This window comes from Streptomyces sindenensis (genome assembly GCF_014649035.1).
Taxonomy (GTDB): Bacteria; Actinomycetota; Actinomycetes; order Streptomycetales; family Streptomycetaceae; genus Streptomyces; species Streptomyces sindenensis.
This window is the reverse complement of record NZ_BMSG01000022.1, coordinates 1-18594: the sequence shown is the minus strand read 5'-3', so window position 1 is coordinate 18594 and position 18594 is coordinate 1. Positions and strand designations below refer to the sequence as shown.

The 18594-nt window shown below is 72.7% G+C and carries 18 protein-coding genes, 3 pseudogenes and 1 riboswitch; of the genes and pseudogenes, 13 read left to right on the top strand and 8 right to left on the bottom strand.

The genetic code is table 11. The features are described from left to right. Positions 1-29: 29 nt before the first annotated feature. Positions 30-86, bottom strand: a pseudogene (locus IE145_RS33460) (hypothetical protein); the annotation flags it as partial. An 875-nt stretch (positions 87-961) separates the two neighbouring features. Here IE145_RS33460 and IE145_RS22435 point away from each other — a divergent pair. Then, positions 962-1606, top strand: a complete 645-nt coding sequence (locus IE145_RS22435; protein WP_189527247.1) for a ScbR family autoregulator-binding transcription factor — start codon at positions 962-964, stop codon at positions 1604-1606. A 66-nt stretch (positions 1607-1672) separates the two neighbouring features. Here IE145_RS22435 and IE145_RS22430 read toward each other — a convergent pair whose 3' ends face one another. The 5 genes from IE145_RS22430 to IE145_RS22410 form a co-directional block, all read right to left on the bottom strand. Further along, on the bottom strand, positions 1673-2497 hold the full coding sequence (locus IE145_RS22430; RefSeq protein WP_189527246.1) for a pentapeptide repeat-containing protein: 825 nt from the start codon (positions 2495-2497) through the stop codon (positions 1673-1675). A 102-nt stretch (positions 2498-2599) separates the two neighbouring features. After that, the gene (gene rpmF / locus IE145_RS22425) at positions 2600-2770 is read right to left on the bottom strand and encodes a 50S ribosomal protein L32 (RefSeq protein WP_189527245.1); all 171 of its coding nucleotides are present in this window, start codon (positions 2768-2770) and stop codon (positions 2600-2602) included. 120 nt (positions 2771-2890) lie between these two features. Beyond that, positions 2891-3595 carry a 2-phosphosulfolactate phosphatase gene (locus IE145_RS22420; protein ID WP_189527244.1) on the bottom strand — a complete coding sequence of 235 codons (705 nt, stop codon included), beginning with the start codon at positions 3593-3595 and terminating at the stop codon, positions 2891-2893. 209 nt (positions 3596-3804) lie between these two features. Next, positions 3805-4617, bottom strand: coding sequence for a dimethylargininase (gene ddaH, locus IE145_RS22415; protein WP_189527243.1), 813 nt, complete (start codon positions 4615-4617; stop codon positions 3805-3807). Positions 4618-4635: 18 nt separating this feature from the next. Beyond that, positions 4636-5580 carry a methionyl-tRNA formyltransferase gene (locus IE145_RS22410; protein ID WP_189527242.1) on the bottom strand — a complete coding sequence of 315 codons (945 nt, stop codon included), beginning with the start codon at positions 5578-5580 and terminating at the stop codon, positions 4636-4638. 214 nt (positions 5581-5794) lie between these two features. On the opposite strand from IE145_RS22410, the gene IE145_RS22405 reads away from it, so the two are divergent. The 3 genes from IE145_RS22405 (at position 5795) to IE145_RS22395 (ending at position 9276) form a co-directional block, all read left to right on the top strand. Continuing rightward, positions 5795-7372, top strand: a complete 1578-nt coding sequence (locus IE145_RS22405) for an amidohydrolase (RefSeq protein WP_189527241.1) — start codon at positions 5795-5797, stop codon at positions 7370-7372. A gap of 158 nt (positions 7373-7530) precedes the next feature. Beyond that, positions 7531-7749, top strand: coding sequence for a hypothetical protein (locus IE145_RS22400; protein WP_189527240.1), 219 nt, complete (start codon positions 7531-7533; stop codon positions 7747-7749). A gap of 234 nt (positions 7750-7983) precedes the next feature. Continuing rightward, on the top strand, positions 7984-9276 hold the full coding sequence (locus tag IE145_RS22395; RefSeq protein ID WP_189527239.1) for an MraY family glycosyltransferase: 1293 nt from the start codon (positions 7984-7986) through the stop codon (positions 9274-9276). Positions 9277-9293: 17 nt separating this feature from the next. Here the strand turns inward: IE145_RS22395 and IE145_RS22390 are convergent, their stop codons facing one another. Further along, positions 9294-10181: a glycosyltransferase family 2 protein gene (locus IE145_RS22390; protein WP_189527238.1), complete on the bottom strand. Its 888-nt coding sequence runs from the start codon at positions 10179-10181 to the stop codon at positions 9294-9296. Positions 10182-10251: 70 nt separating this feature from the next. Here IE145_RS22390 and IE145_RS22385 point away from each other — a divergent pair, with 70 nt between their 5' ends. From IE145_RS22385 to IE145_RS22375, 3 genes are all read left to right on the top strand, one after another. Further along, positions 10252-12471 (top strand): PI-PLC domain-containing protein, encoded by a 2220-nt coding sequence (locus IE145_RS22385; RefSeq protein ID WP_189527237.1) that lies wholly within the window; start codon positions 10252-10254, stop codon positions 12469-12471. Between the two features lie 148 nt (positions 12472-12619). Next, positions 12620-13600 carry a metallophosphoesterase family protein gene (locus IE145_RS22380; protein WP_189527236.1) on the top strand — a complete coding sequence of 327 codons (981 nt, stop codon included), beginning with the start codon at positions 12620-12622 and terminating at the stop codon, positions 13598-13600. Next, the gene (locus IE145_RS22375) at positions 13597-14316 is read left to right on the top strand and encodes a 4'-phosphopantetheinyl transferase family protein (protein ID WP_189527235.1); all 720 of its coding nucleotides are present in this window, start codon (positions 13597-13599) and stop codon (positions 14314-14316) included. The genes IE145_RS22380 and IE145_RS22375 overlap by 4 nt, the downstream gene beginning before the upstream one ends. Positions 14317-14351: 35 nt before the next feature. On the opposite strand, the gene IE145_RS22370 is transcribed toward IE145_RS22375, so the two are convergent. Next, the gene (locus tag IE145_RS22370; protein ID WP_189527234.1) at positions 14352-14942 is read right to left on the bottom strand and encodes a histidine phosphatase family protein; all 591 of its coding nucleotides are present in this window, start codon (positions 14940-14942) and stop codon (positions 14352-14354) included. Positions 14943-15068: 126 nt separating this feature from the next. Beyond that, a riboswitch (adenosylcobalamin (AdoCbl) riboswitch) is annotated at positions 15069-15163 on the top strand. Positions 15164-15208: 45 nt separating this feature from the next. Here IE145_RS22370 and IE145_RS22365 point away from each other — a divergent pair. The 6 genes and pseudogenes from IE145_RS22365 to IE145_RS22345 all read left to right on the top strand — a co-directional run. Further along, positions 15209-15424 (top strand): CbtB domain-containing protein, encoded by a 216-nt coding sequence (locus IE145_RS22365; protein WP_189527233.1) that lies wholly within the window; start codon positions 15209-15211, stop codon positions 15422-15424. A 79-nt stretch (positions 15425-15503) separates the two neighbouring features. Further along, the gene (locus tag IE145_RS22360; RefSeq protein ID WP_189527232.1) at positions 15504-16259 is read left to right on the top strand and encodes a CbtA family protein; all 756 of its coding nucleotides are present in this window, start codon (positions 15504-15506) and stop codon (positions 16257-16259) included. A 228-nt stretch (positions 16260-16487) separates the two neighbouring features. Next, positions 16488-17261, top strand: a complete 774-nt coding sequence (locus IE145_RS22355) for an SDR family oxidoreductase (protein WP_189527231.1) — start codon at positions 16488-16490, stop codon at positions 17259-17261. A 32-nt stretch (positions 17262-17293) separates the two neighbouring features. After that, positions 17294-18013: a TetR/AcrR family transcriptional regulator gene (locus IE145_RS22350; protein WP_229825739.1), complete on the top strand. Its 720-nt coding sequence runs from the start codon at positions 17294-17296 to the stop codon at positions 18011-18013. A gap of 90 nt (positions 18014-18103) precedes the next feature. Continuing rightward, positions 18104-18258, top strand: a pseudogene (locus tag IE145_RS33985) (IS5/IS1182 family transposase); the annotation flags it as partial. A gap of 103 nt (positions 18259-18361) precedes the next feature. Next, a pseudogene (locus IE145_RS22345) lies at positions 18362-18594 on the top strand (hypothetical protein); the annotation flags it as partial.

Below are 18594 nucleotides of genomic sequence, written 5' to 3'. Positions count from 1 at the left end.
GTCCGCTCGTCGGAGAGCACGGTCCGCTGGTCGGCGCTCAGGCACACCGAGGTCAGCCGCTCGGCGTGCTCCCGCAGCGTCAGCATGCCCTGGCCGCTGTCCGGGACCGCCACCGGACGGAATCCGCGGCGTCCCCCGGCGGGCGACGAGGCGCCGGCCGTCGCTGGCTCCGTCTGTGTCCGCCTGTCCGCGCCCGGCCTCCAGCGTCATCGGCGCCCGGGCTCTGTGCAGGTCCCAGAAGTGGAGGCTCCCCTCCTGTCCCGCCGCGCCCGTGCACCAGGGAGACCCGGTAGCGGCCGTCGATCACATCGCCGACGCGTCACTCCGCCGGTACGCCGGACTCCCGTCCACAGCCACCCCCGTGATGTTCGACGGCCGCCCCCGATGGGGCAGTGCCGTGAGCTCCCGCCCCCCGGTGGCCGAGGGTTTCGCGCGAACCGGACAGCGGCTCGGGCTGCCGAAGATCGGGCTGCCGTTCGCGGGAACTCGCCGAGCGTCGCGTGGCCGAGGGAACCCGGCACGCCCCCGCCTTCCGGAAGAGGTCCGGTCCCGAGCAGCGCTCAGCGAGGAGCAACCCGTGACGGACATCGACGTCGTCACCCAGATGGTCCTGCCACAACGCCGAGGACGCGACCGGGGCGACGCCCGTGTCCACCGCCTCTTCCCGCCCGGCGCGCGCATCGGGGGCGACCGGGCCTTCGTCGAGATGTCCGCCGCCATCGAGGTGCGGCCACCGCCGCCCCGACCGTGCGCGGCGAGCCCCTCACCCTCCGCCCGGCCGGCCTCGCCCCCCACCGGGCGTCGTACGCCGTCGGCGCCGGGCATCTGGCCCGGCGCGGGTACGCGCCCGGCGACGACCTGCTCGGCGGCGACCGGTCCGAGAGCATACGGCCGTGTCCCGGGAGCGCACCGCCGGGACCCCGGGTAACGTCGGACGCGGCTGAGGAAGGTGTGGCTGGCCATGACGCAGGATCGCGGGGAGCAGACGTTTCAGCGGATCGTCCAGGCCGCCGGAATCGTGATCGACCGGGACGGCTACGCCGGTGCCTCGACCCCGGCGATCCTCCGGCTGGCCAATGTCTCCCGCAGTGGCTTCTACCACCACTTCGCGTCGAAGGAGGATCTCGGCGACGAGATCCTGGCCCGTCAGCACACGTACTTCCAGCAGGTCTCCGAGCAGATGGCGGCGGGCCCGGCCCCCGAGATCTGGCTCCAGGCCCTGGTGGACATCAGCCACCACTACACCGCCGGCCTCCTGGAAGACCCCGTCCTGCGGGCCGCCGTGCGCCTCTCGATCGAGCCGGGCCCGTACCAGACCGCGGAGAGCTACGCGGGTTCGCTGGGCGCTGTCACCGCCGCCCTCGAATCCGCGCGCGAGGCCGAGGAACTCCAGGACCACGTCGAGCCCGTGGAGACCGCGCGCACCCTCGTCGGCTGCTACAGCGGCGTACAGATGCTGTCCCTCGCCCTGGCCGAGCGGGACGCCCTGCACCAGCAGGTCAGCGCCATGTGGGCGCTCGTCATGCCGGGCATCGCCCGTCCGGAGATCTTCGCCCGTCTGCGTCTGGGGCCGCCGCGCTCCATGGGGACGTCCCCGCCGCGCTGAGACGGCGGTCACCGGCAGCCGGCAGCCAGCGGCAGGGCGCCGCCGGGCAAGCGGCGCAGGGAAACTCTAGGCCGCCCAGTGGGCCGGGCGCTCCAGGGGCTGGGACACCTTCGTGCGGGCGTCGCCCCGCGCGGCGTTCAGCTGGGGCTGGGTGAGGAACAGCGCCCCGCGCAGATCCGTCCCGCACAGGTTGGTGTCCCGCATGTCCGCGCCGATCAGGTCGGCGTCGCGAAGGTCGGCGTCGGACAGATCGGCCGCGATGAGGAGGGCACCGCGCAGGCTGGCGCCCCGCAGCTTCGCACCGCGCAGCCGGGAGCCCATGAGGTTGGCGCCCCGGTGGTTCTTCCGCCCCGGCACGTCCGCCCGGGCCAGCTCGCTGGCCCGCAGGAGCAGCGGGTTCACCTCGCCGCGCAGCGCGTCCACGTCGACGGCGAGCAGGGTTTCGGCCGGGTCCCGGGTGAGGGCGTCCAGCCGCTCGTACGCGCGACGCAGGTCGCGGTGGACACGCGCGGCCGCGGACAGGTCCAGGGCCTGCGCGACGTACTTCAAAAGCTCCTGGAGCTGCCGCACGACGGGGAAGACCTCATACATCACGCGGGCCGAATCCGGCTCCTCGCGCCAGCTGACGCCCTTGAAGGTGACCTGGGAGACCTTCTGTCCCGCCCCGAAGCAGTCGAACACCGTGCAGCCGTTGTACCCCGTGTCACGCAGCCGCCGGTGGATGCCGCAGCGGAAGTCCTCCTGGAGGTTTCCGCAGGGAGTGCCGGCGGACTTGTCCACCGGGAAGTCCGAGGAGCGCGAGAAGGGCAGCGCCACGCAGCACAGCCCGAAGCAGCTCCCGCAGTCGGACTGCAGGTCGGGCTGGGCGGCGTACGAGGTGCGCTGGGACAAGACGCTGACTCCTGGTGGCGTGCGCTGCCGGCAGCGGTGTGCCGCGGCCGTACGCCCCATTGTCCCGGATGCGCGGAACGCGGTGTGCCCGAGGGGGCCCGGTCAGCCCTCCGGACGCAGGAGCCCGCGCTCGTAGGCCTTCACCAGCCGCTGCGGCACGTGGTGGACGGTTCCCTCGATCGTCACGGGGACGAGCTGAGGTGTCGTGGCCTTCCACTGGGCGCGCCGGTGACGGGTGTTGCTGCGGGACATCTTCCGCTTGGGAACCGCCATGAGGGACCACCTTTCGTCGTTGAGCTCGAACGCTATATGAAAACGATAGTCAACACCAAGTTCCCTGCGGCTTGCCGGTCTGCCGTCCTGGAGCGGGCCGGGGGCCGCCTCGCCGGACGATCAGGCCGGCGTACCCGCGTCGGCCGACGCGGGTACGCCGTGCGGACGGAGAACCATCAGCGAGTCCTCCTGGGTCGCGACCATGGCGAACGGGAACCGGTCGACTTCGAGGCAGAGGGCGACGTCGTCGCGGTGGGCTCCTTCGCGGATGCCCTCATCGAGCTCCGCGGCGGCGCGCGACTTCGCGGCGCGGCGCACGAACGCGGTCGCGTCCGTCCCCTTCCCCGTGGCCCTCCCCGCGATGTACTGGGCACACGCCAGATCCTCCTCGGCGCTCCCGTCCTCGCCGGTGACCACGAACGTGACCATTTCGCACCCGCGTTGGCGCAGGAGCTCCGCCGTGGCCTCCGCCACCACGAAGCCGGCGCACAGCACCAGTGACGCCTCCTTGACCGCGAGGGCGCCCACCGTCCCCGCCGTGGTCTTCTGCACGACAGTCCGTCCGCCCAGGTGGGCGGAGCGCAGCAGGCCCGGGGAGTTGACGGCGTCGAAGCCGGGCGCGGGCGCGCCGTCCTTGAGCGCCACCCAGTCCGGATGACGTGCCTTGAGCGCCAGGGCGTCGTCCAGCGACTCGGCGAGGACGATCCTCTCCGCTCCCCGGGCAAAGGCCCAGGCGGCCACGGTGTAGGCGCGCATGACGTCGACCACGACCGCCACGGAGGGCGTTTCGGTCAGCTCGGGGATGCCGAGGAATCGAGTGTCCATCCGGTCATGATCGAGTAGCCCGCCCTGAAGTCCCCGACATCGTGAGCCACTTCACAGCGGCGGGGCGCCCGCGGCCCGGATTCCTTGCTCTGACCTCGCGTCAGGGGGCGGGGCGGGAAGGTCCTCGGCCCGGTGGTCGTGCGCCCGAGCCGACGGCGCGCCGACGGCCTTCCCGCGGAGTTTCCGCGGGAAGGCCGTCCGTTCGTGCGTCAGGCGTCCCGGCGCAGCTCCAGCGTGCAGCACTTCACGCTGCCGCCCGCCTTGAGGAGTTCCGAGAGGTCCACGCCGATCGGGTTGAACCCGCGCTCACGCAACTGCCCGGCCAACTCCGTCGCGTTCTGCGGCAGGACCACGTTGTATCCGTCCGACGTCGCGTTCAGCCCGAACACCTCGGCGTCGGCGGCGGTGGCCAGGAGGGCGTCCGGGAACAGCCGCTCCAGGACCGCCCGGCTGCCGGGGGAGAAGGCCGGCGGGTAGTAGGCGACCGTCGTCTCGTCGAGCACGGTCAGGGCGGTGTCCAGGTGGTAGTAGTCGGGGTCGACGAGGGTCAGCCCGATCACCGGGCGCCCGAAGTACTCCTGCGCCTCGTCGTGCGAGCGGGGGTCGCTGCGGAAGCCGGTGCCCGCCAGCAGCCAGTCGCCCGCCAGGAGGTAGTCGCCCTCTCCCTCGTTGACGAAGGCGGCCGTACGCGGCGCCGGAAAGCCGTTGTCGCGCAGCCAGTTGTGGTAGGCGGGGCCCTCGGCGATGCGCTCGGCGTCGCGGAACCGGGCCACGAGGGCCCGCCCGTCGACGACCGTGGCGCCGTTGGCGGCGAAGACCATGTCGGGGAGGGAGGGGACGGGGTCGATCGTGTCGACGGTGTGCCCGAGGCTCAGGTAGACCTCGCGCAGCCGCTCCCACTGGGCGATGGCCAGCGGAGTGTCGACGGGCTTCGCCGGGTCCATCCACGGGTTGATGGAGTAGACCACGTCGAAGTAGGTGGGCCGGCACATGAGGTAGTGCCGGGCACGTGCGGTACGCATAGGGGTGGGTCCCGATCGTCAGGGGCGGCTGGTGAGATATCCGCCCATCGAGGTGAAGTACTCGGTCGCGGGCAGCTCGCGGCCGTCTTCGGTCCGTACGCGGGTGATGGCCAGACCGCGATTGCGGCCGGTGCGGGCGTCGGCTCCGGCGACGATCACGACGCCGTCGCCCTCGCGGTAGAAGACGCGCCCCGGGGTGCCGCCGTAGCGGCCCTCGGAAACCACGGCCGAGACGACCTCGATCCGGCGCCCCCGGTGGTACGTGAAGGCGGCCGGGTACGGGGCCGACTGGGCGCGGACCAGGCGCTCCAGGTCCTCGGCGGGCCAGTTCCAGTCGATGCGGATGTCCTCCTCGGCGCGCTTGTGGAAGAAGCTCGCCTTCGACCGGTCCTGCGGGGTGAACTCCCGTTGCCCGGAGGCGATCAGCCCGAGGGCCTCGACGGTGACCGGTGCGATGAGATCGACCGTGCGGTGGAAGAGGTCGGTCGCGGTGTCCGTCGGTCCCACGGGCACCGCCCGCTGGACGACGATGTCACCGGCGTCCAGCTCCTCGTCCATCATGTGGGCCGTGACACCGACCTCCGGCTCGCCGTTGATGAGCGCCCAGATCAGTGGCGAGAAACCCGCGTAGGCGGGCAGCAGCGAGTCATGGATGTTGAGCGTGCCGTGGACCGGCAGGGTGAAGATCTCCGGCGGCATCCACGTCCGCCAGTTGTTGGCCACGATGATGTCCGGGGCCACTTCCCTGAGCTGGTCCACGAGTTCGCCGTCCGGCCGGTTGCGGATGATCACGGGGACGCCGTGCTTCTCCGCGAGATCGGCGACCGAATCGCCCCAGATCTTCTCGTAGGCGTGTTCGCTCCTGGGATGGGTCACCACGGTCACCACGTCGTGCTCGGAGTCCAGCAGGGCTTGCAGGGTGCGATGGCCCCAGGTCTGGTATCCGAACATGACGACCCGCATGAAGGTGCCTCCTTGGAAAGCGATGACCGGCGCGCATCAGTAAAGCAAGGCTTACCTAATAACACAACGCCCCATGCTTCACCGGGATGTTGACAGCGGAAGACGGCTGGAAACATCCCCTGACGTCGACAGGAGGGGGCGAGCGGGTTAACTTGACCCGGCCCGCTCTCCGGCCGCGGGCCGTGGGTCCGAACGCGACGGGGAGGCACCGCCCGTGCTCTGCACGAGACTGACGAACGCGCGCGTCCTCACGATGGATCCCCGCCATCCCGTCGCCCGTGACCTGGGGATCTGGCGGGGCCGGATCGTCGGCGTGGACGACGCCGTGACCTCCCTGCCCGCCCGCGAGGTCGTCGACCTGGGCGGGGCGACCGTGCTGCCCGGCTTCATCGACAGCCATGTCCACCTGGCCTGGGCCGGGTTGAAGGCCGGCACTCCGAGCGTCGCCCCGTGCGAACGGATCGAGGACATCCTCGCCGTCGTCGACGCGGCGGCCCGGCGGCCCGCCCCTCCCGGCGCCTGGGTCGACGTGGCCGGATACGACCAGCGGGCCCTGGGCCGGCACCTGGCCGCCGCCGAACTGGACCGGGTCAGCCACGGTCGCAAGGTCTTCCTGATGCACGACTCCGGGCACGCCTGCGTCGTCAACACCGCCGTGCTGGACCTGCTGCCGGACGGGACCCCGCACGAGGACGGCTTCCTCGCCGAGAGCGCCATGACCACCGCCCGCCGGCTGCGGCTCCCGTACTCCCAGCAAGAGCTGGCCGACGCGATCGAACTCGCCGCCCGCGCCTGCCTGGACGAAGGGATCACCGCCTGTGCCGAGGCGGGCATCGGTGGCGGACTCCTCGGTCACAGCCCCGTCGAACTGGGCGCCTACCAACTCCTCCGTGACCGCGGTCGACTGCCCCTGCGGGTCCAGCTCATGGCCTCCGGCGACACCCTGCGCCCCCGCGCGGCGCACATCGACGACGGGTTCACCCAGGCCCTGGATCTCGGCCTGCGCACCGGCTTCGGCGACGACTGGCTGTCGCTCGGCGCTCTCAAGATCTACACCGACGGCGGGATGATGGCCCGGACGGCGGCGCTCACCTCACCGTACGAAGGCACGAGCGACAACGTCGGCCGCTTCCAGGACGACCCGGAACGCCTCGCCGCCCTCATCGTCGACGGCCACCTCGCCGGCTGGCAGCTCGCCGTTCACGCCATCGGCGACCGCGCCGCCGACCTCGCCCTGGATGCCCTGGAGCGGGCCCAGAAGCTACGGCCCCGCCCGGACGCGCGCCACCGCATCGAACACGCCGGGCTGATCCGACCCGACCAGCTGCCCCGGTTCGCCGCGCTCGGCGTGAGCGCGGTGATCCAGCCCAACTTCCTGCGCTGCTTCGGCGACGACTACGCGACGGTGATGGGCCGGGAGCGGGCGGGCTGGATGTACCGCGGGAGGGGCTTCCTGGACCACGGCGTCGCGCTCGTCGGCAGTTCTGACCGCCCCGTCGCGGACGGCGCACCCCTGCGCGCGATCCAGTTCATGGTCGAACGCGCCTCCGCCTCGGGCCGCCTCGTCGGCCCGGACGAGGCCGTCACCGTCGACGAGGCGCTGCGGGCCTACACCGTCGCCGGCGCCCACGCCTGCCGCTGGGAGGACGCGGCGGGTGCCCTCGCACCGGGGATGCGCGCCGACCTGGTGGTGCTGGGCGACGACCCGCACCGCGTGGACCCCTCCCGGATCGGGGACATCGAGATCGTCCGGACCTACGTGGACGGCCGGGACACCCGCGCCGCGGGGTGACGGCTACGCTCGACGCCATGCGCACGGAGAGCAGGGAGACGGCGAGGAGCAGGCCGGGCACCGCGTGGGTGACCGTCGTGTCGTACGAGAACCTGCCGGGCTGCCCGCGGCCCCCGGCGGCGCTGCGCGCTTGACTGCGTGACCGCGGGATCGACTGGATGCCCTTCGCCGGGGAGCTGATCCGCTGCGATCTCGCCTGCGGCATCGGCGCGGACGGCCACTGGCGCGGCCGGTACGCCGTCCGGGTCGACGCCGCCGCGCTGCACGCCCTGGGCCTGCACCCCGATCAGCCCACCTCCGTGATCACCGCGCCCTCTCCGCCGCGCTGGTGGCACGCCGCCGCCGAGCGCAACGCCGCACGTCGTCCCGGCGGCTGACGGCCCCTTTGTCCACATCGCCTCACAACCCCTGCCGAGCCGAGTCCCCTTGGGGTCCGTCGACTGACCGGCGCGGGTCGCCGCGCGAGCGGGCGACAGAACAATACGTCGCCCTTTTCGTGTTATTTAGGGGGAATCCGGGCATTGGCCCGTAGGTTGGAGACCGGGCGGCCGCAGTTCCGCCGGCCGCCCGGCACCCGCGCCGCAGGTCATGAACGAGGAAAGGCAGGGCAGGTGAACGTGCTGGGGATCATCGCCTCCGGTGTGGCCGCGCTGTTCATCACGGTCGCACTCGCCAAGAGTGTCCGCCGCGTGGCGCTCCGCCCCCGCGTCCCGGACGAACCGGGCGGGCGTGCGCCACGGGCCGAGGCGCTGCGCAGGGCCGGCGGTGCGACGGCCGTGCTCGGCGTCGGCACGGCGACCGGCGCGGCCCTGTGGCTCGGCGCGGGGGCCGACGCGGCGGGCTCCGTCACAGGGCTGCTCGCCGGGGCAGGGCTCGTGGCGGCCCTCGGTCTCGTCCACGACCTGAAGCCGCTGTGGGCCGCCCTGCGCCTCACCGTCCAGGTCGCCGCCGCGGTCCTCGTCGTCTGCCTGGCCGGCCTCTCACCGGCGGGGAGCATCCTGGCCGTGCTCTGGATCGTCCTCGTCACCAACGCGTTCGCCCTGCTCGACCACGCCGACGGGCTGCTCACCGCCGTCGGACTGGTCACCGCCGCCGGACTGCTCGCGTGCGCCCTGGCCGGCGGGGACCCCGCTCTCGCGCTGCTCCCGGCGACCCTGGTCGCGGGCCTGGCCGGTTTCCTCCTCCACACCTGGCACCCCGCGCGGCTCCGGCTCGGCGCGGCCGGTGCGCAGTTCACCGGATTCGCCCTGGCGGCCTCCGGTGCGCTGATCCTGGCGGCCGCCCCGTCCGGCCGCGCCGCGTGGGCCGCGCTGCCCGCCCTGGCCACGGTGGCCCTCGCCGACAGCGCCCTGGTCCTGATCTCCCGCCGCCGCGCGGCGCGTTCCCCGCTGCGCGACACGGACGACCACATCGCGCACCGGCTGCGCCGGGTCCGCGTCACCGTGCCGGGCGCCGCGGTCCTGACCGCGCTGTGGGCGGCGGTGCCCGTGGCCACCGGGACCCTCGTGTACGCGAAGCTGCTGCACCCGGCGTTCCTCCTCCTGCCGCTGGCCGGGACGGCCGCCGCCGTGTACGCCCTGCTGAGGATCCCGCCGTACGCCCCGCCCCGCACGCAACCGACCCGTACCGGCTCCTCCCGCACGACCCCGTCCGGCGCGGCTCCGTCCCGTACCGCCACGTCCCGCGCGAACCAGGCCCGTACGAACACCGCCCGACGCCCCGAGACGTCCACCCCCGGTGCCGCGATCCCTGCCGCGGCCCCCGCGACCGGTGCCAAGGGCTCTGCTCCCGGCAACGGCGCGCCCGCCGCCACGGCGAGGACCGCCGCGGGGCGCCCCACCGTGCCGCCCCCGCCCAACGGCCGCCCCGCCGAAGCCGCCACGGCCGCGGCCGAACGGGGCTGACACCGCCCGGTCCGCGATCACCCCCGCAGCCGCCCGAGCGTGGCGCGGGCCGCGGTGCGCGCGTACGGGGAGACCATCAGATACGGAGCCCACGGCCAGGTGTGCCGCAGGCAGTACGCCCACCACTGGCGCGGCGGCAGTTCCCGCACGGAGGTCACCCGGCGCAGCGCCTCCCGGACGCCGATGCCCGGCTCCTGGCTGCCGGGAGCCGCCGGTCCCTCCACGCACGCGCCGGCGTGGCCCGGGGCGACGAGCGCGACCACCCCGGCCCGCCGCGCGCGCCGACCGTGGTCGTAGTCGCCCATCCGATGACGGAAGACCTTGTCGGGGTCGCCGACGACGTCGTACACGGCACGCGGTACCAGAACAACCCGTCCGTCGTACGTGTCGCAGCGCTCCGGCCGGTGCGCGCCCGGCTCGACGAGCGTCAGGGAACGGCCCCGTCGTCCGGAGTACACGGTGCCCCCGTACGCGTTGCGCACCGCGCCGACGACGACCGCGTCGGAACCGGCCGCGTCCGAGGTGCGCAACAACGTCGCGAGGGCGTCCCGGAACAGCTCCACGCCGTCGTCGAGCCACAGCTGATGTGTCCACGCGTGGCTCGGTCCGCCCGGGATGCCGCCGAGCGGGCCGCCGCCCCCGCCGCCACTGCGGCTGTTCCGGCTCGCGATGCGCAGCGCCTGGTTGCGGGAGACGTCGGCGCCCACCGGCATGACCTCCACCGCGGGATGACGCAGCCGCACCGCCTCCGGCGTACCGTCGGAGCTGCCGGTGTCCACGAGATGCACGCCCAGCGTCGTCCCGGCGGGGAGAGCGCGCTGCTCCTCCAGGGCGCGCAGGGCGGACAGCGTCCGCGCGCGGTGGTCGTGACTCGTCATCAGCACGGCCAGGTGGACGGAGTGCACGGCGGGCTCCTCAGCTCCTCAGGTCTCATCATTCATGCATAAAAGCTGATATTCCGCATAGGCTGGGTGGGTGAGCGCCGAACCGATCGCGAACCCGCTCGGGCCCGTGCGGGGCCCCACGCCCCCGCGCCGGTCCGGCCGCCTCGTGCCGGTGCTCGCCTTCCTGCTGGCCGTGCTGTGCGTGAGCACGGTCGCGCTCACCGCGACCCTCCGCTCCACGGTCGTCTCGCCCGGCTTCTACCAGGCGGTGCTGGACGAGGAGTCGGCCTACGACCGCCTCTACAGCGAGGTGCTCGTCGACCCGGAGATCTCACCCGTCACCCGCGATCTCCTCGCCCATCTGCCCGTGCCCGAGGCGCTGGTGACCTCGAACATCAAGGTCGTGCTGGGACCCGCCACGGTCCGGGCCCTCACCGACCAGCAGATCGACGCGGTGACCGGCTATCTGCGCGGCGACCGCGACGAGCTCCGGCTGACCGTCGACCTGGCCCCGGTGCTGGAGAACCTCGCCGATCTCGCCCGCGTCTACTTCGGCGACCTGGTGGCGGACGTCCAGGGCCGGGACCGGCCGGACTTCGAACGGTTCACCGCCGACCTGGCCGCGGGGCTCGACGACCTCAAGGAGGGCCGGGCCCCCGAACTGCCCAGGCTGCCGCTCACCGAGGACCAGGCCGACCGCGCCACCGACGCCCTCCTCACGGCCGTACCGGAGCGACAGCGGACGGCGCTGCGCCCCGAGATCGAGGTGGCGCTGGGCGAGGGGGACGTGGCGACCGCCCTGGCCGCCACCGCCGCCGCCGCGCTCTCCGACGGCTCCCGCAGCGCCGCTGCCGACCTCCGGGGCATCCTCCAGGACGGTACGTGGGACCTCACCGCCACCCTGACCGCCGCCGGGGCCGACCTGACCGCTCTGGAACAGGCGCGCGACACCATCAGGTTCCTGACGCTCCTTGAGGTCCTCGCCCTCACCCTCGCGCTCGCCGCCCTCGTGACGCTCTGGTTCACCGGCCCCGCCACCCCGGCCCGCAGACTGATGCGGCTCGGTCAGGCGCTGGCCTGCGCGGGTGTGCTGACCGCCGCGGTCGTGCTTCTCGCTCGGCTGATCACCGGCGGACGCCTTTTCGGCACACCGGCCTCGTGGGCCCCGAGCGTCACCTCCCTCGTCGACGATCTCCAGCGCAACGCCGTGAGCCAGGCGGTGGCCACGGGTCTCGGCGCAGCCCTCACGGGCCTCGTCAGCGGCGTACTCCTCACCGGCGCGGGCTGGGCGCTGCTGGTGCGCCCGGACCGGATGCCGACGCCGACCCCGACGGCAGTGCGGACGGCGGCGGCGGGCGTGGCCTGTGCCGCACTGGCCGGCGTCCTGGTCGTTCCACCCGTGTTCGGCCCGTCCGCACCCCGCCAGTGCCAGGGCAGCAGCCGCCTGTGCGACCTACGCTACGACGAAGCCGCCTACCTCACCTCGCACAACGCCATGTCCACCACCGCGGACCGGTTCATCGGCCCCCTCCAGGACCCCGACATCACCACCCAGCTCAACACGGGGGTCCGGGCCCTCCAGCTCGACACGTACCGCTGGGAGAGCCCCGAGGACATCGCCGCACGGCTCGATTCCCCCGAGTTCACCGCCGAGCAGCGGCGCCTGATCACCGGCGCCATCGACAAGGCGAATCCACCCCGCGAGGGCCTGTGGCTCTGCCACGGCGTCTGCCGCGCCGGGGCCATCCAGCTGGTCCCGGCCCTGGAGGACATCGGCGACTGGCTGCGCGCCCACCCCACCGAGATCGTGACCCTCATCGTCCAGGACGACATCAGCCCCGAGGACACCGAGGAGGCGTTCGACGCGGCCGGCCTGGACGACCTCCTGTACACCCCCGACGCGGACCCGAACGCCCCGTGGCCCACCCTGGAGGAGATGATCGACAGCGGCCGCAGGCTGGTGGTGTTCGCCGAGAAGGCCGACGGCCCGGCCCCCTGGTACCGCAACTTCTACCGGTACGGCATGGAGACCCCGTTCGCCTTCCGGAGCCCCTCCGAGATGACCTGCGCACCCCACCGGGGCGGCACCGGGAAACAGCTCTTCCTGCTCAACCACTTCATCACGAACGCCGGCGGCAGCCGCCTGGACGCCGGACGTGTCAACACCCGCGACCGGGTCCTGGAACGAACCCGGGCCTGCGAGGCGGAGCGCGGCAGCCCGGTCACCTTCATCGCCGTCGACTACACCACGATCGGCGACGCGCTCGGAGCGGTGAACGAACTCAACTCCCGCCGCACACAGGACGACTGACGCAACCGCCCCCGCGCCGCCGCCGACGCGGCCGCACCCCAAAACCCCCGGGAGGCCGGGGAGGGGGCGTGAGAGGCTACGTACCCAGGGGCTCCTCACCGTGCGGACGGAGCCGGACGACTGCCGACAGATCAGGATGCCCGTGCCCATGACTCCTCCGAGCGCCCCGGCACCGCACGGTGCCCCCGCCGACGTACCGTCCCCCGGGGCCGGATCCCAACAGCGGGGCGGGGGCCGTCTGCTGGCCGTGAGCGACCTGCACGCGGCGGTGACCGACAACCGGCCGATCGTCGAGTCCCTCCACCCGACGTCCGACGCCGACTGGCTGATCGTCGCGGGCGACGTCGCGGAACGGCCCGAGGAGATCCGGTGGGCGCTCGGGCTCCTCGCGGAACGCTTCGCACACGTCATCTGGACCCCCGGCAACCACGAGCTGTGGACCGTGTCCAAGGACCCGGTCCAACTGCGCGGCCAGGCCCGCTACGACCACCTCGTCGCACTGTGCCGGGAGCTCGGCGTGACGACTCCGGAAGACCCCTTCCCGCTCTGGCCGGGCCCCGACGGACCGGTGGCGATCGCGCCGCTCTTCCTCCTGTACGACTACACCTTCCGCGCCCCGGGAACGCACACGAAGGAGGAGTCGCTCGCCGTCGCGCACGAGAGCGGCATCGTCTGCAACGACGAGTACCTCCTGCACCCCGACCCCTACCCGACCCGGGAGGACTGGTGCCGCGCCCGCGTCGCCGAGACCGCCCGCCGGCTCGCGGAGCACGACCGGCGGATACCCCTCGTCCTCGCCGGACACTGGCCGCTCGTCCGCGAACCCACGTCGGTGATGTGGTACCCGGAGTTCGCCCAGTGGTGCGGCACCGAACTGACCGCCGACTGGCACCGCCGCTTCAACGTCACCGCCGTCGTCTACGGCCACCTCCACATCCCCCGTACGACCTGGTACGACGGGGTGCGCTTCGAGGAGGTCTCCATCGGCTATCCCAGGGAGTGGCGCAAGCGGGGGCACCCGCGCGGGCTGCTGCGGCAGATCCTCCCGTACGAGGGTGAGCCCGCCCCACCGGAGGGGGCCGGTACCGGACCGTCCGCCCAGCCGCGCACCACCGGAGGGGCGTCGTGATCGAACTGCTGCTGCCCGCCGACGTCTCCTCGGCGGCCACCCGCGCGGAGACCGTCCCGGACGGAACCCTCTTCCCGGAGGAGGAGGCGCTGGTCGCCAAGAGCGTGGCCAAACGCCGGAACGACTTCGCGACGGCCCGCGCCTGCGCCCGGCGCGCCATGGCGGGACTCGGCCTGCCCCCCGTGCCCGTACTCAGCGGTCGCCGGGGGAGACCTCTGTGGCCCGAGGGAATCGTCGGCACCCTCACCCACTGCGCCGGATACCGGGCGGCCGCGCTGGCCCGTGCGACGGACGTCCTGTCGCTCGGCATCGACGCCGAGCCGCACGGCCCGCTCCCCACCGGCGTGAGGGAGTTGGTCACCCTGCCCGCCGAACGCGAGCGGATCGGCCCGCCCGCGCGGGAGGGCACGGGCGAGATCCACTGGGACCGCATCCTGTTCAGCGCCAAGGAGAGCGTCTTCAAGGCCTGGTATCCGGTCACCGGTGTGGAACTCGACTTCGTCGAGGCGGATCTGACGTTCCATCGCCCGGACGCTCCGGGGAGTGGCGAGGGGTCCCCGGGCCCGGTCGCGGCCGAGGGCGCCTTCGCCGCCCGCCTGCTGCTCACCGACCCGGCCTTGCCGACGACGCTGCACGGGCGCTGGCGGGTCGAGGACGACATCGTCGTCACAGCGGTGCTGGTCAGGCCCGACTGGCGGGAGCGCGAAGGGATGTGACGGCCAGTCGGCCGGGTAAGGGCGGGCCGCGGAGGTCAGCCGAGCGGGGGAGCGGTGAGGGGGCGTCCGAGCGCCACGTTCCACCGGCCGGAGCGCCCGCTGAGTTCGGTCAGCGTCAGCGGGGCGACGTCCAGCCGCCAGAACGCCTCCGCGGGCAGCCGCAGGCCGTGGACGACCGCCGCCCTGACGGACGCGGCCTCGGCCACCGCCAGGAAGCTCGCGCCGGGTGCGTCCGGTCCGCCGAGGGAGTCCAGCCACGCCCCGGTCCTCGCCACCAGGTCGCGCAGCGACTCGCCGCCGTGCGGAGCCGCCGACGGATCGCCGAGCCAGGCGGCCACCGCGGCGGGTTCGGCGGCGGCCACCTCGTCGAGACGGCGGCCGGCCCAGCCCGCCAGGTCCCAGCCGGCCAGGGCCGGTTCGGTGCGGGCCCCCAGACCGAGGGCCCCGGCGGTTTCGCGGCACCGGCCGGAGGGGCCGCTGAGCGCGAGCCCGGCCACCGGCACCGCGCCGGCGGCGGCCCGCGCACGCTCCCGGCCGGAACGGTCCAGAGGGGAGTCGCCGTCGAAACGGGCCTCCCGCAGCGCGGCGTTCATCGCCGGTGAGATCAACATCACCCGTACTGTCATGTCCCTGCTCTCACCTTCGCACCAGGGGCCCCGCAGCCCTGTCGCCCCAAGGGATCCGTCCGCCGTGACGCTGCACATTGGACCATGGCGGTGCCTGGGGAGAGGCGGTATGGTCACCTCGACCATGACGAGGGTGGGACGGAAGTCCGGTGAGAGTCCGGCACGGTCGCGCCACTGTGAACCCGCCTCCGGGCGGGGAAGTCAGACCCGCCACCTTCGTCCGAGGCACCACGACAGGGACGCGTGTTCCCACAGGAGGTTCTGCCATGGCTCAGTCCGCCGTTCCCGCGACGGAGGCGTCCGGGATCACTCCGATCTCGGCGAAGCCCCTGGCCCCTTGGGCGGTCTTCTTCGGCATTCTCATGCTCGTCCTGCTGTACTTCGTCGGCGCCGAACAGGGCGCCACCGCACTCATCTCGGGCGAAGGCGTCCACGAGTGGGTTCACGACGGCCGCCATCTGCTCGGCTTCCCCTGCCACTGAGACACCTGAGGAACAACGGCCCCGCCGGGGAATGGCGGCGCGGCCGACAGCGGCAAGCCAGAAAAGTCAGGAAACCCTTGTGAACTCCCTATCTGTCAGAGCCCTGCTCGTGCGCGGCATGCTCGCGGGCCTGGTCGCGGGCGGGCTCGCGCTCGTCGTCGCCTACTTCCTCGGTGAGTCCCAGGTGGACGCGGCCATCGCCCTCGAAGAGGCCCACAGCCACGACCACGGCGGCGGCGAAGAGCTGGTCAGCCGCACCATGCAAGCCACCGGCGGACTCGCCACCGGCGTCCTCGTCTTCGGAGTCGCGGCGGGCGGGATCGCCGCCCTCGTGTTCTGTTACGCCCTGGGCCGCATCGGCGCCTTCGGCCCCCGGGCCACCGCGGCGCTGGTCGCGGGCGCCGCCCTGCTCACGGTCTACGTCGTACCGTTCCTCAAGTACCCGGCGAACCCGCCCGCCGTCGGCAACCCGGACACCATCGGCCGGCGCACCACCCTGTTCTTCCTGATGGTCGCCCTCAGTGTGCTGCTGGCCGTCGCCGCCGTCATCATCGGCAAGCGGCTCGCACCCCGCCTGGGCAACTGGAACGCGAGCATCGCGGCCGTCGCCGGATTCGTCGTGCTGATCGGTCTGGCCTACGCCTTCCTGCCCTCCTTCGACGAGGTGGGCAAGGACGTCCCGGCGACGCTGCTGTGGGAGTTCCGGCTCTCGACGCTGGCGGTCCAGGCGACGCTGTGGAGCACCTTCGGCATCGTCTTCGGCCATCTCACGGAACGGCTCCTGACGCCTGCCACGCGCGCGGCGGCACCGCACACCGCGGGTGCGATGAGCTGAGCCCGCGCTCACCGACGCGCGCACTTCGCGCACCTAGGGACCTGTACGACAGAACCCGCCGGGGAGTACCCGGCGGGTTCTGCCGTGTGCGGGCTGGTGCGGAGGCGGGTAGCGATGCTTATTAGCGACGCTACCATCCTGAGGTAGCATCGCTAACGTATTGGTGTTAGCGTTGATGTCACCGGGTTTCACGGAACGGCCGCGACCCCAGTCGCCAGGAGCGAAGCCATGACCGAACAGTCCATGACGCAGTCCACGTCCGCCTCGACTTCCGCCCCTCGCCGGGTCGCCGTGGTCACCGGAGGGTCCCGGGGCATCGGCCGCGAGAGCGCCGAACGTCTCGCCGCCGACGGCTTCGCGGTCGTCGTGAACTACGCGGGCAACCGGACCGAGGCGGAAGCCGCCGTCGCCGCGATCACCGCCGCGGGCGGGGAGGCGATCGCCCGGCAGGCGGACGTGGCCGACGAGGTGGCCGTCGCCGCGCTCTTCGACGCCGCCGAGGAGAAGTTCGGCGGGATCGACGTGGTGGTGCATGCGGCGGGGGTCATGGCGCTCGCCCCGCTGGCCGAGCTCGAACTCGACGCGCTCGACCGGATGCACCGCACCAACATCCGGGGCACGTTCGTCGTCGACCAGCAGGCTGCGCGGCGGCTGCGGGCGGGCGGGGCCATCATCAACTTCTCCAGCTCGGTGCTGTCGCTGTCCCTGCCCGGCTACTCCGCGTACGCCGCGACCAAGGGCGCGGTCGAGGCCATGACCCTCATCCTCGCCCGGGAGTTGCGCGGCCGGGACATCACGGTCAACGCCGTGGCGCCGGGGCCGACCGCCACCGCTCTCTTCCTGGACGGCAAGGACGAGGAGACGGTCGCACGGATGGCCGCCCAGCCGCCGCTGGAACGGCTGGGGACCCCGCAGGACATAGCCGAGGTGGTCTCCTTCCTCGCCGGCCCGGCCCGCTGGGTCAACGGGCAGGTGCTGCGGGCCAACGGCGGCATCGTCTGAGGGCCGCCGTGGCGCTTGATAGCGTCCGTCCGGTGAGCACGAGTACCCGGACACGCATCCTGGAAGTGGCCGCCGCCCTGGTGAGGGAATCGCCCGACGGCGACATCTCCACGCGCGCCGTGTGCGAGGCGGCGAAGGTGGGCGCACCGGCCCTCTACCGCCACTTCGGCGACAAGGAGGGACTGCTGTCGGCCGTCGTCGACCACGGCTTCGAGAAGTACCTGGCGACGAAGAGGGAGCGCGGCGAGACGACGGACGCGGTGGAGGACCTGCGGCAGGGGTGGGACAGTCACGTCGCCTTCGCTCTCGACAACCGCAATCTCTACCGCCTGATGAACTCGCCGGCGATGCGCACGCCGCCCGCCGCGGCGCTGGAGTCCCACCGGATCCTGACCGGAGACCTCGAACGGGCCGCCGCCCAGGGCCGGATGCGAGTGGCGCCCGAGCTGGCCGCCCAGATGATCATGTCGGCCAATGTGGGCGTGGCGCTGATGCTGGTGTCCCGCCCGGCGACGTTCGACGACATCGAGGTGTCCCACCGGGTGCGTGACGCGCTCCACGCCACGGTGCTCACGCCGGAACTGCCGCAGGAACAATCGCCGCGCGCCCCGGCGGAAGCCGAAGTCCCCACGGCGGCGGCCCGATTGAGTGCCCTGCTGCGAAAGGAGCACGGGGCTGGGCTGAGCACCGCCGAGGCGGCACTGATGAGGGAGTGGCTCGACCGGGTGGCGAACGCCCGTCCGGAGGGCTGACCCGAGACGTCGAGCCCGTGGAGCCCATGGAGCCCTGGAGTCCGGGTGCTTAGGGGGCGTCTCAACTGACCCGAAACCAGGCTGAACGTCATGATGGCCATGGCGGAGCGGCTGGTGCCAGACGCTTTTTGCGAGTTGTTCCAACGGGTGGTTCCGGTGCCACCGGTGCGACCGCAAGGCGGAGGGCGACGTCGTTCCGGGACCGAGATGTGGTGGCTGCCATCGTGTTCGTGGCATTCGCCGGCATCGCCGCGGCCCTGATCTGCTATCGCAGGCTGACAGCCTGATCCATGATCTCCGAACTGGGATGATCCTGCTGTAGAAAACGACACAGCAGCGAGGAGCGTCATGACCGACTACCTGCCCGCAGTCATGGCGATGCTCGGCCCGGCCCAGAACCACTACGCGGACCCCGCCGCCTGGGACCGCCTCCACGCAGAACTCGGCATCCGGCTGCCGACCGACTACCAGACCCTCGTGGACGCGTACGCTCCCGTCCAGCTCAACGGCCACCTATATCTGAGTAGCTGTTGTCGTTCCGATCTTGAGGGGTGGGCGTCGAACGGGAGTCTCGATCGGGT

What these genes read in the sequence shown, in the direction of transcription:
- IE145_RS22435 (WP_189527247.1), top strand. Translation starts at nt 962, where the DNA reads ATGACGCAGGATCGCGGGGAGCAGACGTTTCAGCGGATCGTCCAGGCC.
- rpmF (WP_189527245.1), bottom strand. Translation starts at nt 2,770, where the DNA reads ATGGCGGTTCCCAAGCGGAAGATGTCCCGCAGCAACACCCGTCACCGG.
- IE145_RS22420 (WP_189527244.1), bottom strand. Translation starts at nt 3,595, where the DNA reads ATGGACACTCGATTCCTCGGCATCCCCGAGCTGACCGAAACGCCCTCC.
- ddaH (WP_189527243.1), bottom strand. Translation starts at nt 4,617, where the DNA reads ATGCGTACCGCACGTGCCCGGCACTACCTCATGTGCCGGCCCACCTAC.
- IE145_RS22410 (WP_189527242.1), bottom strand. Translation starts at nt 5,580, where the DNA reads ATGCGGGTCGTCATGTTCGGATACCAGACCTGGGGCCATCGCACCCTG.
- IE145_RS22400 (WP_189527240.1), top strand. Translation starts at nt 7,531, where the DNA reads ATGCCCTTCGCCGGGGAGCTGATCCGCTGCGATCTCGCCTGCGGCATC.
- IE145_RS22380 (WP_189527236.1), top strand. Translation starts at nt 12,620, where the DNA reads ATGACTCCTCCGAGCGCCCCGGCACCGCACGGTGCCCCCGCCGACGTA.
- IE145_RS22370 (WP_189527234.1), bottom strand. Translation starts at nt 14,942, where the DNA reads ATGACAGTACGGGTGATGTTGATCTCACCGGCGATGAACGCCGCGCTG.
- IE145_RS22365 (WP_189527233.1), top strand. Translation starts at nt 15,209, where the DNA reads ATGGCTCAGTCCGCCGTTCCCGCGACGGAGGCGTCCGGGATCACTCCG.
- IE145_RS22355 (WP_189527231.1), top strand. Translation starts at nt 16,488, where the DNA reads ATGACCGAACAGTCCATGACGCAGTCCACGTCCGCCTCGACTTCCGCC.